The following is a 13384-nucleotide window of genomic DNA, read 5'->3' as shown; positions in this document are numbered from 1 at the left end:
CCGCACCGGCGGCAACGCCCGCCTGCGCCGCGTCGCCCGCCCCGCCTCCTCCGCCCCCGCCGTCGGCTCCGCCAAGCGCCACGCCGCCGAACAGCAGGCACTGGTCGCAGAGGTGTTCTCGCTCTGACGCGCTGAGCGCGGCACGGCCCCGACCGCCCCGTCCCCGGTTCTCCGGGGGCGGGGCGGTTCCGTTTCCGGACCGTGACGCGGTGGGGGACCCCGTGGGCTGCAGGGGATCTGACGGATCGGTAGGTTGTGGTTCGCCGCTCCGCCGCCGGGTGCCGGACGGCCGTCTTTCGACACGCTCATCCATAGGGGGACCCGCCGCATGGCAGCCGACACTCCGCAGAACGCCGCACCGCTCCCGCCGGTCTTCCAGCCGCTGCTGCCGGACGACCCCCGCGAGGTCGGCGGCTACCGGCTGTTCGCCCGGCTCGGGGCGGGCGGCATGGGCCGGGTCTACCTGTCCTACACGCCCGGCGGCCGTCCGGTGGCGCTCAAGGTGGTGCGCCCGGAGTTCGCCGAGGACAGCGAGTTCCGCCGCCGCTTCGCGCAGGAGGTGAGCAGCGCCCAGCGCATCCACGGCCTGTACACGGCGCAGGTGATCGACTCCGGCGGCCTGGAGTCGGGCGCGCCGTGGCTGGTCACCTCGTACGTGCCGGGCCCGTCGCTGCAGCAGGTGGTGCGCGAGCACGGGGCGCTGCCGGTGCGGACGGTGCTGCTGCTGGTCGGCGGGATCGCGGAGGCGCTGCAGGCGATCCACAGCGTCCAGGTGGTGCACCGGGACCTCAAGCCGGCCAACGTGCTGGTGGCCTCGGACGGGCCGCGGGTGATCGACTTCGGCATCGCCCGGGCCGCCGACGCGACGGCGCTGACCGGCACCGGCTACCGGATCGGCTCGCCCGCGTTCATGTCGCCGGAGCAGGCCCAGGGCCGGACGGTCTCCCCGGCCACCGACGTGTTCGCGCTGGGCGCGCTGGCCGCGTACGTGGCGGGCGGCGCGCCGCCGTTCGGCGACGGGCCGGACACCGCGGTGCTGTACCGGGTGGTGCACGAGGAGCCGGACCTGAGCACCGTCCCGGCGCCGCTGCGCGAGCTGATCGGCCGCTGCCTGGCCAAGGACCCGGCCGACCGGCCGACGCCCGCCGAGATCATCCAGGCGGCCCGGGAGCACCCGGTGGTCGGCGGGCAGCTGCGGTTCGGCGAGGACTGGCTGCCCGGGCAGGTGAACACCGAGATCACCCGGCGCTCCGACCTGCCGCGGACCCCGCCGACCCCGCTGCCCGCGGCGCCGCCGACCCTGCCCGCCACTCCCCCGCCGCCGGCCGCCGCCCCGCTCGCGCCCCCAGTCGCGCCCTCCGTGCAGCAGCACGCCCCGGTCGGGTCCCCGTCCGGCGCGTTCGGGCCGCCCGCCCCGGTCTCGGAGGCGGTGACCGGCCCGGTCGCCCCGGCCGACCCGACGCTGCGGCTGACCGAGCAGCACACCCCGCCGCCCGCGCCCGCCGTCCCGCTGGCCGCCGAGGCCGAGCCGGCCCCGGCGAAGGCCGAGCGCCGGGGCGGGGTGTCCTGGAAGACCCTGCTGGTGGTCGCGCTGGTGACGCTGCTGGCGGGCACCACGGGCGGCCTGGTGCTGATGAAGACGTTCGACAAGGACGACCCGAAGAAGCCGACCGCGACGCAGACCGTCACGGTGGGCCCGTCCCCGACGGGGGACGCGGGCGGCGACAGCCAGGACCAGGTGACCCCGGAGCCGTCGGACACCCCGTCGAAGCCCGCGGGCTCGGCGTCCGCCTCGCCCTCCCCGCGCAAGAGCGGGGCGCCCGCCGGGTTCACCGTGGTCTACGCCGACCGCGAGCTGTCGGTGCCCAGCACCGACTACGGCTTCGACCTGCTCAACGGCAAGGTGGTGCCGTCCTCCTCCGGCAGCGACGTCTTCCTGCGGCCCAGTTACGACGAGCTGCGGGTGGCGGACGGCTACGACCGGTACCTCAGCAAGTCGGACTCGCTGACCCCGCAGGAGTGCTCGGACGCCATCGACAAGAACCCGAGCGCCGACTTCCCGTACGCCGACCTCCCGCCGGGGCGGATGATCTGCGTGCGCAACCGGCAGACCTGGAGCGTGGCGATCATGAAGATCGGCAACGTCACCAGCGACGGCGCGGTGTCGCTCTCGCTCAGCTACTACCGGTACAACGGCTGATCGGCGCCGCACTATCCTGGGTCCCGACGGACCGAGAACCAGCACCCCCGGAGCGAACCACCGTGTACTTCACCGACCGCGGCATCGAGGAGTTGGAGAGCCGGCGTGGCGAGGAGGAGGTCACCTTCGGGTGGCTGGCCGAGCGCCTGCGGGAGTTCGTGGACCTGAACCCGGACTTCGAGGTGCCGGTGGAGCGGCTGGCCACCTGGCTGGCCCGGCTGGACGACGAGGACGACGAGTGAGCGGCTGACGCGACGTCAGCACCGCGGCCCGGAAGGCGAGTTCGCCTTCCGGGCCGCGGCCGTTCCCGGGGTTCTCCCGGAGCGGCGCCTCGGGGTGGGCTCCGGGTCGGGCCGGGGTCGGGATCGGGGTCGGGGCTCCTTGACTTCCCGGCTACGCGATATATCGTGAATAGCAGAAGGACGCGATACATCGCGTATCGGAGGACAGGACGGACGGGGAGCCCGAAATGACCCAGTGGACGGTAGACAGCGCCGAGAAGATCGCCTTCGACGAGGCCGTGCACACCCTGCACGTGCGCGTCGTCGACGGCGCCGTGAACGTGGTCCCCACCGAGGGCCCCGCCCGGCTGGAGGTCGCCGGGCTGGAGGGCGAGCCGCTGCAGGTCTCGCTGGAGGACGGCGTGCTGACCGTCACCTACAAGGACCTCAGTTGGGGCGAGTTCGGCGAGGCCGTGAAGTCCGTGCAGACGGTCAAGTCGTTCTTCTCCGGCCTGCGCCGCAAGCGCCACGCCGACCTCACGGTGGCCGTCCCGGCCGCCGCCGTGGTGCGGGTCGGCACCGTCTCCGCCGACGCCACGATCTCCGGCATCGCCGGTGAGGTCGGGGTGCACGGCGCCAGCGGCGCCACCACGCTGGCCGGCCTGACCGGCCTGGTCAGCGCCAACACCGTCTCGGGGGACGTGGACGCCGAGGGCCTGTCCGGCGAGCTGAAGGTCAACACGGTGTCCGGCGCGGTCACCCTGGTGGCCGGGTCCGCCACGAAGATCCGCGCCCACTCGGTCTCCGGCGCCGTCACCCTGGACCTGGACGCCGCCACCCCCACCGACATCGGCGTCAACACCGTCTCCGGCCCGGTCGGCGTCCGGCTGCCCGCCCTGGCCGACGCCAAGGTCGAGGCCGGCACCACCAGCGGCACGCTCTCCAGCGCCTTCGCCGAACTGAGCGTCGGCGGCGGCTGGGGCTCCAAGAAGCTCTCCGGCCAGCTCGGCACCGGCCGCGGCCGCCTCTCGGTGACCACCGTCACCGGCGCGGTCACCGTCCAGCGCCGCCCCGAAGCCGAGGAGGACCGCCCGGCCAAGGAACTGCCGGCGGCCCCGCTCGACCTGACCAAGGAGTCCTGATGACACCGGTGTTCGGCCACGGGCGGCTGCGCCTCTACCTGCTGAAGCTGCTGGACGAGAGCCCCCGGCACGGCTACGAGGTGATCCGCCTGCTGGAGGAGCGCTTCCACGGCCTGTACGCGCCCTCCGCGGGCACCGTCTACCCCCGGCTCGCCAAGCTGGAGGCCGAGGGCCTGGTCAGCCACACCACCGAGGGCGGCCGCAAGGTCTACCGGCTCACCGACACCGGGCGGGACGAACTCGCCTCCCGCTCGGCAGAGTTGACCGACCTGGAGGCCGAGATCCACGACTCGGTCGGCCAGCTCGCCGGAGCCATCCGGCAGGACGTCCGGGACAACGCCAAGGACCTGCGCGCCGAACTCTGGAACCAGGCCGCCGCCGACCCCGGCACCGCCTCCGGCGGGACGCCCTGGCGCGACCAGGAGTCCTGGCAGCGGGCCAAGGAGGAGTTCGCCCGGCTCAAGGCCGAGACCAAGGAGCAGGCCCGCCGGGCCAAGGAGCAGGAGAAGGCCGCCCGGCAGCAGGCCAAGGCCGCCGAGGCCGAGGCCAAGAAGCTGCGCGAGCAGTCGAAGGCCGCCCGCACCGCCGCCCAGCAGGAGGCGCTGCGGCTCAAGCGCCGGGTCGAGGAGCAGGTCAGGGCGCACGCCGCGGGCGGCGACTGGTCCGCCGGTCTGGCCGAGGGCCTGGCCGAACTCACCCGCGGCCTGGGCTCGTTGGCGGACGCGGCCCGCTGGGGCGCGCCCGAGGAACCGGCCGCCCGGATCGACCTCGACAAGGACCTCGGCAAGGACGCCCCGCACCCGGACGCCCCCGCCGCCGAGCTGCCCGACTGGGCCCGCACCGACCCGGCCGGCGACCCGGCCCGCGAGCTGGAGCGCCTGCTCGACCGGTTCCGCGACCACGTCCGGGACACCGCCCGCGACCGCGGCGTCGACGCCGCCCGGCTGGCCCGCGCCCAGCAGGCGCTGGCCGCCGCCGCCCGCGCCCTGTACGGGCGCTGAGCACCGGCCCCGCGAGACACGGAGCGCCCCCGAGGACGGGTCGGGGGCGCTCCGCCCTCTCCGCGCTCCGGCGGTCAGGGGGTGAGCACCAGCTTGCCGAACACATCCCCGCGCTCCAGCCGGGCGAACGCCTCCCGGGCGTCGGCCAGCGGCAGCACCGAGTCGATCACCGGCCGCACCCCGGAGTTGGCGCACAGCGCCAGCAGCCCGGCCAGTTCCTCCTTGGAGCCCATGGTCGAGCCGACCACCCTGAGCTCCAGGAAGAAGATCCGGTTCAGCTCGGCGGCCTTCGGGTGCGGCCCGCTGGTCGCCCCCGAGATCACGATCGTGCCGCCCGGGCGCAGCGACTTCACCGAGTGCGACCAGGTCGCCGCGCCGACCGTCTCCATCACCGCGTCCACCCGCTCCGGCAGCCGCGCCCCGCTCTCGAACGCCGCGTCCGCGCCGAGCCCGACCGCCCGGGCCCGCTTCGCCTCGTCCCGGCCGGTGACCCACACCCGCAGCCCGGCGGCCTTCGCCAGCACCACCAGCGCGGTCGACACCCCGCCCCCGGCGCCCTGCACCAGCACCGTGTCGCCGGGCTTCACCCCGGCGTTGGTGAACAGCATCCGGTACGCGGTCAGCCAGGCGGTGGGCAGGCAGGCGGCCTGCTCGAAGCTCAGCTCCGCCGGCTTGGGCAGCAGGTTCCAGGTCGGCACCGCGACGCGCTGCGCGAAGGTGCCCTGGTAGCACTCGGTCAGGATGGACCGCGGCTCGTGCGGGCCCACGCCGTGGCCGCTCTGGCCGACCACCGAGTGGATGACCACCTCGTTGCCGTCCTCGTCCACGCCCGCCGCGTCGCAGCCGAGCACCATCGGCAGCCGCTCGGCGGGCAGGCCGACCCCGCGCAGCGACCACAGGTCGTGGTGGTTCAGCGTGGCGGCCCTGACCGTGACCACGCTCCAGCCGGGGCGCACCTCCGGTTCGGGCACTTCGCCCAACTCCAGTGCGCTCAGGGGGTCGTCGGGGCTGATGCGGGCGGCGTAGGCAGCGAACATGCCCGGACCATAGCCCCGTCGGGCCCGCCCCGTTAACCGCGACCCACTGTGAACGTCCCCATATTGCTTTCCCGCGCCGCCGTTGCGCGGGGGTCGGCCCGGGCGGACGGCGGGGTCCGCCCCCGGACGGCGCACCGTCCCCGGGCGGACCCCGCGGCACCGCTGCTCCGGATCAGATCCGGGCGAGGCCCTCCGCCCGGGCCGCCTCCGCGACCGCGCGGGTGACCGCCGGGGCGACCCGCTCGTCGAAGGGCGAGGGGATGACCTTCTGCGGGGTCAGCTCGTCGGCGACGACGCCCGCCAGGGCCTTCGCCGCGGCGAGCTTCATGCCCTCGGAGATCCGGCTGGCCCGGACCGAGAGCGCACCGGCGAAGATGCCGGGGAAGGCCAGCACGTTGTTGATCTGGTTCGGGAAGTCGGAGCGCCCGGTGGCGACGACCGCCGCGTACCGGTGGGCGACCTCGGGGTGGATCTCCGGGGTGGGGTTGGCCATCGCGAAGACGAAGCAGCCGGGCGCCATGGTGGCGACGGCCTCCTCCGGGACGGTGCCGCCGGAGACGCCGATGAACACGTCCGCGCCGTCCAGCGCGTCGGCCAGGCTGCCCTTGAGGCCGCTGCGGTTGGTGAGCGCCGCGATCTCCGCCTTGGCGTCGGTGAGGTCCGCGCGGCCCTGGTGGACCACGCCGCGGCGGTCGCAGACCGCGACGTCGCCGATGCCCGCGGCGAGCAGCATCTTGGCGATCGCGACGCCGGCCGCACCGGCGCCGGAGATGACCGCGCGCAGGTCGCCGACCTGACGGCCGGTCACCTTCGCGGCGTTCCACAGCGCGGCGGTGGTGACGATCGCGGTGCCGTGCTGGTCGTCGTGGAAGACCGGGATGTCGAGCCGCTCCTGGAGCTGCTTCTCGATCTCGAAGCAGCGCGGTGCGGAGATGTCCTCCAGGTTGACGCCGCCGAAGGACGGGGCGAGCCGGACCACGGTCTCGACGATCTCGTCGACCCCGGTGCAGTCCAGCGCGATCGGCACCGCGTCGACGCCGCCGAACTGCTTGAACAGGATGGCCTTGCCCTCCATCACGGGCAGCGAGGCCCGGGGGCCGATGTCGCCGAGGCCGAGCACCGCGGTGCCGTCGGTGACGACGGCGACGGTGTTGGCCTTCCAGGTGTAGTCGTCCACCAGGGCGGGCTGTTCGGCGATGGCGGTGCAGACCCGGGCCACGCCCGGGGTGTAGGCGAGCGACAGGTCGTCCGCGTCGCGGACCGGGACGGTCGCCCGGATCTCCATCTTGCCGCCGCGGTGGAGCGCGAAGACGGCGTCGACCGGGTCGTCAGTGCTCTGGGTGTCGGTGATGATCTCCGCTGCCACAATGACCTCTTCGTCATGTATCGGCGAAGGCGCGCGTCCGACGGACTTTCGACCCGGGCCGCGCGCCAATGCGCGAGCACGGGCGCGCCGCCTGCGGCGCACCCGTCTCCGGGTCGGGGCGCAGCCGTCGGGCGACGCCCTCGGGGTGAGGGTTTCAGGTGTTCTGCGTTGTTCGTCCGGACGTCGGCACCGCACCTGTGCCGGGTCCTTCTTGTTGCGCGTGGCCCCCCGAGCGAGGGGTCCGCAGGCACTCGCAGGAGTGAACGCAGACACGGAGGGGAGCTGGTGCTTCGGATACGGAGCCGGTGACGGCTTCCGTTCCTGCGGCACCCCGGCCCTGTGGCGAACCGGTGGTCTGAGTTCTGCGTCGGGGGTCACCCGATACCAGATTCTGACATACCCGCTACCCGGCTGAGCAGGCCGGGATGGCAGTATCCGGTGTTCGACCACCGTTGTCCGGACGTTCCCGCGCACGTCGGGCCGCGTCCCACCCCGTCGCACCGGTCGCGCACACCAGCGCGCAGCGGCGGGGGCCCGCCCCCTCTCCCACAGGAGGACCACAGATGTCGACGGCCACTCCCCCCGCCAGATCCGCGGCGACCCCCCGCACCACCGCCCTCGCCGCGGCCGCGCTGACCGGCACGCTGCTGCTGACCGGCTGCGGCGCCACCGCCTCGTCGGGCCGCGGCGGCGACGCCGGTGCCACCGCGGCCGACCTGCACGCCCAACTCCCGGAGCGGGTCCGGTCGTCGGGGGTGCTGCGGATCGGCGCCGACCTGACGTACGCACCGATCGGCTTCAAGGGGGAGGGCGGCAAGCCGGACGGCCTGGACGTGGACCTGGCCAACGCCCTGGGCGCCGTGCTGGGCGTGCAGGTGCAGTTCAGCGACGTGCCGTTCGACCGGCTGCGGCTGGGGCTGCAGGCCGACGAGTACGACCTGGTGATGTCGGGGATGACCGACAACCCGCAGCGCCGGGACGGCACCGACGACGAGGCCCGGAAGGTCAACGACGGCCTGGACTTCGTCGACTACTTCGTCACCGGCACCTCGATCGTGGTGGCGAAGGGCAACCCGCAGCGGGTCGCCGGCCTGAACGACCTGTGCGGGCGGACGGCCGCGGTGCAGCGGGAGACCGTGCAGGCGACGCTGCTGGAGCGGCAGGCCGAGGCGTGCCGGAAGGACGGCCGGAAGCTGACGGTGACCGAGACCGAGACCGACGACCAGGCGCTGGCGCTGGTCGCACAGGGCCGGGCCGCGGTGGACCTGGACGACGCGCCGGTGGCGGCGCACGCGGTGCAGCACGGGCGGGCCGGCGGGCAGTTCCAGGTGGTCGGCGAGCAGTTGCAGGTGGCGCCGTACGGGATCGCCTTCGAGAAGGAGGACACCGCGCTGCGGGACACCGTGGCGAAGGCGCTGGACCGGCTGATCCGCAACGGGCAGTACGACGAGGTCCTGGCGAAGTGGGGGCTGACCGGCGGAGCGGTGCAGAGCGCCGTGGTGAACGGCAGTTTCTAGCCCGCGGTCCGGTGGGTGGTCACCCGGTGCATGGGTATGCACCGGGTGACATGATCAGGGAAAAGTCTCCGGATAACGGACGGTAGTAAGTCCTGTTATCCGATTTTGATCTGCGGCGGGGATGATTTGGCCACCCAGAGTGGCAGGATTCCCCCCACATCGGAACCACCTGTCACCTCGGCGGAGGGTGGCGAGCACCGACCCCGCCGTACCGCGCCACCCCACCCGGCAGCGCGATCACCGTCCGACTCCAGGAGGAGACCCCCATGCCCGCTGCCCGCTCCCCGCGCCTGCGGCCGATCGCCGCGACGGCGGCCCTCGCGGCCGGCTCGCTGCTCCTCACCGCCTGCGGCAGCTCCAGCACCGGCACCACCACCTCGGGCGCCGCCCCGATCCCCACCCAGGCCATCGCGGCCGTCCAGGCCGACCCGGCGCTGGCCGCCCTCGTCCCGGCCGAACTCAAGTCCGGCGGCAAGCTGGTGGTCGGCTCCGACACCTCGTACGCGCCCAACGAGTTCAAGGACGAGAAGGGCAAGATCGTCGGCATGGACGTCGACCTGGGCGTGGCCATCGCCCAGAAGCTCGGCCTGACCGCCGACTTCCAGAGCGCCGGCTTCACCGACATCATCCCCGGCATCCAGTCGGACAAGTACCAGCTCGGCATGAGCTCCTTCACCGACACCAAGGAGCGCGAGGAGCAGGTCGACATGGTCACCTACTTCTCGGCCGGCACCTCCGCCGCCGTGAAGAAGGGCAACCCGGACAAGATCGTCCTGGACGACCTGTGCGGCAAGAAGGTCGCCGTCCAGGACGGCACCACCCAGGCCGACGAGGTCAAGGAGACCCGCAACCCGGACTGCGCCAAGGCCGGCAAGCCCGCCATCCCGAACGACGGCGACCGCTTCGCCCTGCAGACCGACGTCGCGCAGTCGCTGGTCTCCGGCCGCGACCAGGTCATGCTGGCCGACTCCCCGGTCATCGACTACGCCCTCAAGCAGACCGGCGGCCAGCTGGAGAAGCTCGGCGACACCTACGGCGCCGCCCCCTACGGCGTGATCCTGGCCAAGGACTCGCCGCTCAGCAAGGCCGTCCAGGGCGCGATCCAGTCGCTGATGGCGGACGGCACCTACAAGACCATCCTCGACAAGTGGGGCGTCTCCGCGGGCGCGATCAGCACCTCCGAGATCAACCCCGCCGGCAAGAGCTGACCCTCCGCCGCTCGATCCCCTGACGAGGTAATCACGTGGAAAAGACCGACCAGGGGTCGGTGGAGCAGGGACGGCCCGAGACCATCCGGGCCGTCCCCGTCCGCCACCCCGGCCGCTGGGTCTCCGTCGCCGTCGTCGCCGTGCTCGGCGCGATGCTGCTGCACGTCCTGTTCACCAACCCGGCGCTGGACTGGGACTTCGTCGGCGCCACCCTGCGCGACCCCACCGTGGTGCACGGCATCTGGGTCACCCTGGAGCTGACCGCGCTGTCCATGCTGATGGGCGTGGTCGGCGGCGTGCTGCTCGCCGTCATGCGGCTGTCGAAGAACCCGGTGCTCTCCGGCACCGCCTGGTTCTACATCTGGGTCTTCCGCGGCACCCCGGTGCTGGTGCAGCTGGTGCTCTGGAACAACATCGGCTTCCTGTGGAAGCAGATCTCGCTCGGCGTCCCGTTCGGCCCGTCCTTCTGGTCCCAGGACTCCAACACCCTGGTGCCGGTGTTCACCGCCGCCCTGCTCGGCCTCGGCCTCAACGAGGCCGCCTACATGGCGGAGATCGTCCGGGCCGGCATCCAGTCGGTGGACGAGGGCCAGTCCGAGGCCGCGCACGCGCTCGGCATGAGCCGGGCCACCGTGCTGCGCCGGATCGTGCTGCCGCAGGCGATGCGGGTGATCATCCCGCCCACCGGCAACGAGACCATCTCGATGCTGAAGACCACCTCGCTGGTGCAGGTGATCTCGCTGGTGGAGCTGTTCACCGCCGGCCACGACATCTCCACCCGCACCTACAAGCCGATCGCGGCGATGATCGCGATCTCGATCTACTACCTGCTGCTGACCTCGATCCTGACGGTCGGCCAGTACTACCTGGAGCGCTACTACGCCCGCGGCGCCAACCGGACGCTGCCGCCCACCCCGCTGCAACGGGTGCGCGCCCTCTTCGCCGGCCGCGCCCCGGCGAAGACGGCGGCGCCCGCGAGCCCGGCGGCGCCCGCGGCGCCCGACGCTCCGGGCGGTGCGCCGGGTGGTGCGCCGGGCGGTGCGCCGAATGACGCTCCGGACGGAGGGAAGGACGCATGACCGACCTGTCCAAGCCGCCGCAGGCCCCCGCCCCCGACCCCGGCCGCCCGATGGTCCGGGCCGAGGGCGTGCACAAGTCCTACGGCCAGGTCGAGGTGCTCAAGGGCATCGACCTGGAGGTGCGGCAGAGCGAGGTGTTCTGCCTGGTCGGCCCGTCCGGCTCCGGCAAGTCCACCTTCCTGCGCTGCATCAACCACCTGGAGAAGATCAACGCCGGACGGCTGTACGTCGACGGCGAGCTGGTCGGCTACCGGCAGAAGGGCGACCGGCTCCACGAGCTCAAGGACCGCGAGGTCGCGCTCAAGCGCCGGGACATCGGCATGGTCTTCCAGCGCTTCAACCTCTTCCCGCACATGACCGCGCTGGAGAACGTCACCGAGGCGCCGGTCCAGGTCAAGAAGGAGGGCCGGGCCGCCGCCAAGGAACGCGCGATGGCCCTGCTGGAGCGGGTCGGGCTGGCCGACAAGGCCGGCAGCTACCCGTCCCAGCTCTCCGGCGGCCAGCAGCAGCGCGTCGCCATCGCCCGGGCCCTGGCCATGCAGCCCAAGCTGATGCTGTTCGACGAGCCCACCTCGGCGCTCGACCCCGAACTGGTCGGCGACGTGCTGGACGTGATGCGCGGCCTCGCCGAGGACGGCATGACGATGATCGTGGTCACCCACGAGATGGGCTTCGCCCGCGAGGTCGGCGACGCGCTGGTGTTCATGGACGGCGGCGTGGTGGTCGAGTCCGGCCACCCGCGCGAGGTGCTCGGCAACCCGCAGCACGAGCGCACCCGCGCGTTCCTCTCCAAGGTGCTCTGACCCCGCACCCCCGCACGCCCCCCGGTGCCCGCCCTGCGCCCCCGCGCACGGCGGGCACCGGCACGTCCGCCCGCACCTGTAATACCCTGGAGTCATTCGACCCGTTACACCCCGCCCGGAGGGACCCCGTGGAGCTCGCCTCGTACGCCGACTTCGCCGTCCGGCTGGTCAACAGCGAGGAACCCGACCGCGGCACCGACGACCTCACCTCGGTGGACGCCGTCCGGTCCCTGTTCGGCGAACCCTCCCGGGCCGCCGCACTCGCCGACGAGGCCGACCTGCCCCGGCTGCGCGCCGTCCGCACCCGGCTGCGCGGGGTGTTCGAGGCCGCCGCCGAGGGCGAGGACGTCCGGGCCGTCGACCTGCTCAACAGCCTGATGGTGGAGTACCCCGTCAGCCCGCTGGTCTCCGGCCACGACGACCTGGACGACACCGGCCGCCCCAACTGGCACCTCCACCTCGCCGACAACGCCCCCACCGCGGCCGCCAACTACGCCGCCGTCGCCTGCATGGGCCTGGCCATCCACCTCACCGCCCTCGGCGTCGACCGCCTCGGCATCTGCCAGGCCGCCCCCTGCCGCAACGCCTACCTCGACACCTCCACCAACCGCTCCCGCCGCTACTGCTCCGACCGCTGCGCCACCCGCGCCAACGTCGCCGCCTACCGGGCCCGCAAGCGCCAGGAGGCCCAACGGGCCCTGGCCGCCCAGGGCTGAGCCGCACCGCGCCGCTCGACGCAGCGTCACCAGGTGCCGCGTCACAGTTCCCCGTCGAACGGCACGCTGACGCCCAGCCGCTCGGCGAACCACGGCGCGCGCCCCCGCAGCGCCCGCTCCACCCGCCGCCCCGGGGCCAGCCAGGCCGGCCGGGGCGCCAGCCGCAGCAGCACCCGGCCCAGCACCAACTCGTCCGGCACCGCGCCGTACTCGCGGCTGTCGGTGCGCACCAGCGGGTTGTCGGAGAGCATCCACCACCCGCCCGGCCGCCGCCCCGCCGCCCGCTTCACCACCAGCAGGTCCTGCTGCAGCGGGTGCCGGAACAGCGCGATCGCCCCGGGCCGCAGCGGGGCGCCGTAGCGGACCAGCACCCGGTCGCCGTCGGAGAGCAGTCGGCGCATCGACGGCCCGGCGATGTCGACCACGCCGAGCGGTGTCCCATATCGCACGATTCGAACTCCTTCTTTTGCCCTAGGCCACCGGGGCGACGGCGATTTCGGCCTGCCGTGAGGGTAATGTCGGGCCCGGGAAGACGATCTAAGGAAGGACCCCCATGTTCTCTCGTCTGTTTGCTCCGCGAGTCACCGCCCACGCCCACTGCGACCTGCCCTGCGGCGTGTACGACCCGGCCCAGGCCCGCATCGAGGCCGAGTCCGTGAAGGCCACTCAGGAGAAGTACCAGGCCAACGAGGACGCCGAGTTCCGCGCTCGCGCCATCGTCATCAAGGAGGAGCGCGCCGAGCTGGTCAAGCACCACCTCTCGGTGCTGCACACCGACTACTTCAAGGCCCCGCACTTCGAGGCCTACCCGGGCCTGCACGACCTGTTCAACCGTGCCGGCAAGGCCGCCTCGGCCGCCAAGGCGTCCACCGACCCGGCGACCGGCCAGGCCCTGCTGGACCTGATCGCCGAGATCGACGCGATCTTCTGGGAGACCAAGAAGGCCTGACCCTCCGTCAGCCCGCACCGGACACCCGGCTGCCACACCCCGCCCGCGGGGCCGGCAGCCGGGTGTCCGCGTTTTCCGGCCCCAACCCCGCCCCCGGTCGCCACCGCCTCCACCTCCCTGCCTCCCGCCCCCCTGCCCCCTGCCC

At 73.3% G+C, this 13384-nt stretch carries 14 protein-coding genes; 11 read left to right on the top strand and 3 right to left on the bottom strand.

Annotation, left to right across the window (positions count from 1 at the left end):
* The 5 genes from OO57_RS47500 to OO57_RS35375 all read left to right on the top strand — a co-directional run.
* The coding region (locus tag OO57_RS47500; RefSeq protein WP_158715344.1) for a hypothetical protein at positions 1 to 127 on the top strand (127 nt) is incomplete at its 5' end.
* 201 nt (positions 128 to 328) lie between these two features.
* The gene (locus OO57_RS46375; protein ID WP_051778668.1) at positions 329 to 2200 is read left to right on the top strand and encodes a serine/threonine-protein kinase; all 1872 of its coding nucleotides are present in this window, start codon (positions 329 to 331) and stop codon (positions 2198 to 2200) included.
* Positions 2201 to 2262: 62 nt separating this feature from the next.
* A complete protein-coding gene (locus OO57_RS35385) occupies positions 2263 to 2442 on the top strand; it encodes a DUF6104 family protein (protein ID WP_033256902.1) in 180 nt (59 codons plus the stop codon).
* Between the two features lie 227 nt (positions 2443 to 2669).
* A complete protein-coding gene (locus OO57_RS35380; protein WP_033256901.1) occupies positions 2670 to 3563 on the top strand; it encodes a DUF4097 family beta strand repeat-containing protein in 894 nt (297 codons plus the stop codon).
* Positions 3563 to 4564 carry a PadR family transcriptional regulator gene (locus tag OO57_RS35375; protein WP_033256900.1) on the top strand — a complete coding sequence of 334 codons (1002 nt, stop codon included), beginning with the start codon at positions 3563 to 3565 and terminating at the stop codon, positions 4562 to 4564. Before OO57_RS35380 ends, OO57_RS35375 begins: the two co-directional genes overlap by 1 nt.
* Before the next feature lie 74 nt (positions 4565 to 4638).
* On the opposite strand, the gene OO57_RS35370 is transcribed toward OO57_RS35375, so the two are convergent.
* Together OO57_RS35370 and OO57_RS35365 are read right to left on the bottom strand one after the other, a co-directional pair.
* Complete coding sequence (locus OO57_RS35370; protein WP_033256899.1) at positions 4639 to 5601, bottom strand: zinc-binding dehydrogenase; 963 nt, start codon at positions 5599 to 5601, stop codon at positions 4639 to 4641.
* Positions 5602 to 5773: 172 nt separating this feature from the next.
* Positions 5774 to 6967 carry an NAD(P)-dependent malic enzyme gene (locus tag OO57_RS35365; RefSeq protein WP_033256898.1) on the bottom strand — a complete coding sequence of 398 codons (1194 nt, stop codon included), beginning with the start codon at positions 6965 to 6967 and terminating at the stop codon, positions 5774 to 5776.
* Between the two features lie 563 nt (positions 6968 to 7530).
* Between OO57_RS35365 and OO57_RS35360 the strand changes: the two genes are divergently transcribed.
* The 5 genes from OO57_RS35360 to OO57_RS35340 all read left to right on the top strand — a co-directional run bounded on the left by OO57_RS35360 (position 7531) and on the right by OO57_RS35340 (position 12290).
* Positions 7531 to 8484: an ABC transporter substrate-binding protein gene (locus OO57_RS35360; protein ID WP_033256897.1), complete on the top strand. Its 954-nt coding sequence runs from the start codon at positions 7531 to 7533 to the stop codon at positions 8482 to 8484.
* Positions 8485 to 8750: 266 nt separating this feature from the next.
* Positions 8751 to 9692: an ABC transporter substrate-binding protein gene (locus OO57_RS35355; protein WP_051778667.1), complete on the top strand. Its 942-nt coding sequence runs from the start codon at positions 8751 to 8753 to the stop codon at positions 9690 to 9692.
* A gap of 35 nt (positions 9693 to 9727) precedes the next feature.
* Positions 9728 to 10771 (top strand): amino acid ABC transporter permease, encoded by a 1044-nt coding sequence (locus OO57_RS35350; RefSeq protein ID WP_033256896.1) that lies wholly within the window; start codon positions 9728 to 9730, stop codon positions 10769 to 10771.
* A gap of 50 nt (positions 10772 to 10821) precedes the next feature.
* The gene (locus OO57_RS35345) at positions 10822 to 11574 is read left to right on the top strand and encodes an amino acid ABC transporter ATP-binding protein (protein WP_033256903.1); all 753 of its coding nucleotides are present in this window, start codon (positions 10822 to 10824) and stop codon (positions 11572 to 11574) included.
* A 128-nt stretch (positions 11575 to 11702) separates the two neighbouring features.
* Positions 11703 to 12290 (top strand): CGNR zinc finger domain-containing protein, encoded by a 588-nt coding sequence (locus OO57_RS35340; RefSeq protein WP_033256895.1) that lies wholly within the window; start codon positions 11703 to 11705, stop codon positions 12288 to 12290.
* A gap of 41 nt (positions 12291 to 12331) precedes the next feature.
* On the opposite strand, the gene sodX is transcribed toward OO57_RS35340, so the two are convergent.
* A complete protein-coding gene (sodX, locus tag OO57_RS35335) occupies positions 12332 to 12739 on the bottom strand; it encodes a nickel-type superoxide dismutase maturation protease (RefSeq protein ID WP_033256894.1) in 408 nt (135 codons plus the stop codon).
* A 104-nt stretch (positions 12740 to 12843) separates the two neighbouring features.
* Here sodX and sodN point away from each other — a divergent pair, with 104 nt between their 5' ends.
* On the top strand, positions 12844 to 13239 hold the full coding sequence (gene sodN / locus OO57_RS35330; RefSeq protein WP_030457790.1) for a superoxide dismutase, Ni: 396 nt from the start codon (positions 12844 to 12846) through the stop codon (positions 13237 to 13239).
* Positions 13240 to 13384: the final 145 nt, after the last annotated feature.

The organism is Kitasatospora phosalacinea, assembly GCF_000717185.1.
Lineage (GTDB): Bacteria > Actinomycetota > Actinomycetes > Streptomycetales > Streptomycetaceae > Kitasatospora > Kitasatospora phosalacinea_A.
The sequence above is the reverse complement of the archived record's forward strand: the minus strand, read 5'-3'. Positions and strand labels throughout refer to the sequence as shown.

Coding starts and splice junctions, on each gene's coding strand:
- OO57_RS46375 (WP_051778668.1), top strand. CDS start 329: ATGGCAGCCGACACTCCGCAGAACGCCGCACCGCTCCCGCCGGTCTTC.
- OO57_RS35380 (WP_033256901.1), top strand. CDS start 2,670: ATGACCCAGTGGACGGTAGACAGCGCCGAGAAGATCGCCTTCGACGAG.
- OO57_RS35375 (WP_033256900.1), top strand. CDS start 3,563: ATGACACCGGTGTTCGGCCACGGGCGGCTGCGCCTCTACCTGCTGAAG.
- OO57_RS35370 (WP_033256899.1), bottom strand. CDS start 5,601: ATGTTCGCTGCCTACGCCGCCCGCATCAGCCCCGACGACCCCCTGAGC.
- OO57_RS35360 (WP_033256897.1), top strand. CDS start 7,531: ATGTCGACGGCCACTCCCCCCGCCAGATCCGCGGCGACCCCCCGCACC.
- OO57_RS35355 (WP_051778667.1), top strand. CDS start 8,751: ATGCCCGCTGCCCGCTCCCCGCGCCTGCGGCCGATCGCCGCGACGGCG.
- OO57_RS35345 (WP_033256903.1), top strand. CDS start 10,822: ATGGTCCGGGCCGAGGGCGTGCACAAGTCCTACGGCCAGGTCGAGGTG.
- sodN (WP_030457790.1), top strand. CDS start 12,844: ATGTTCTCTCGTCTGTTTGCTCCGCGAGTCACCGCCCACGCCCACTGC.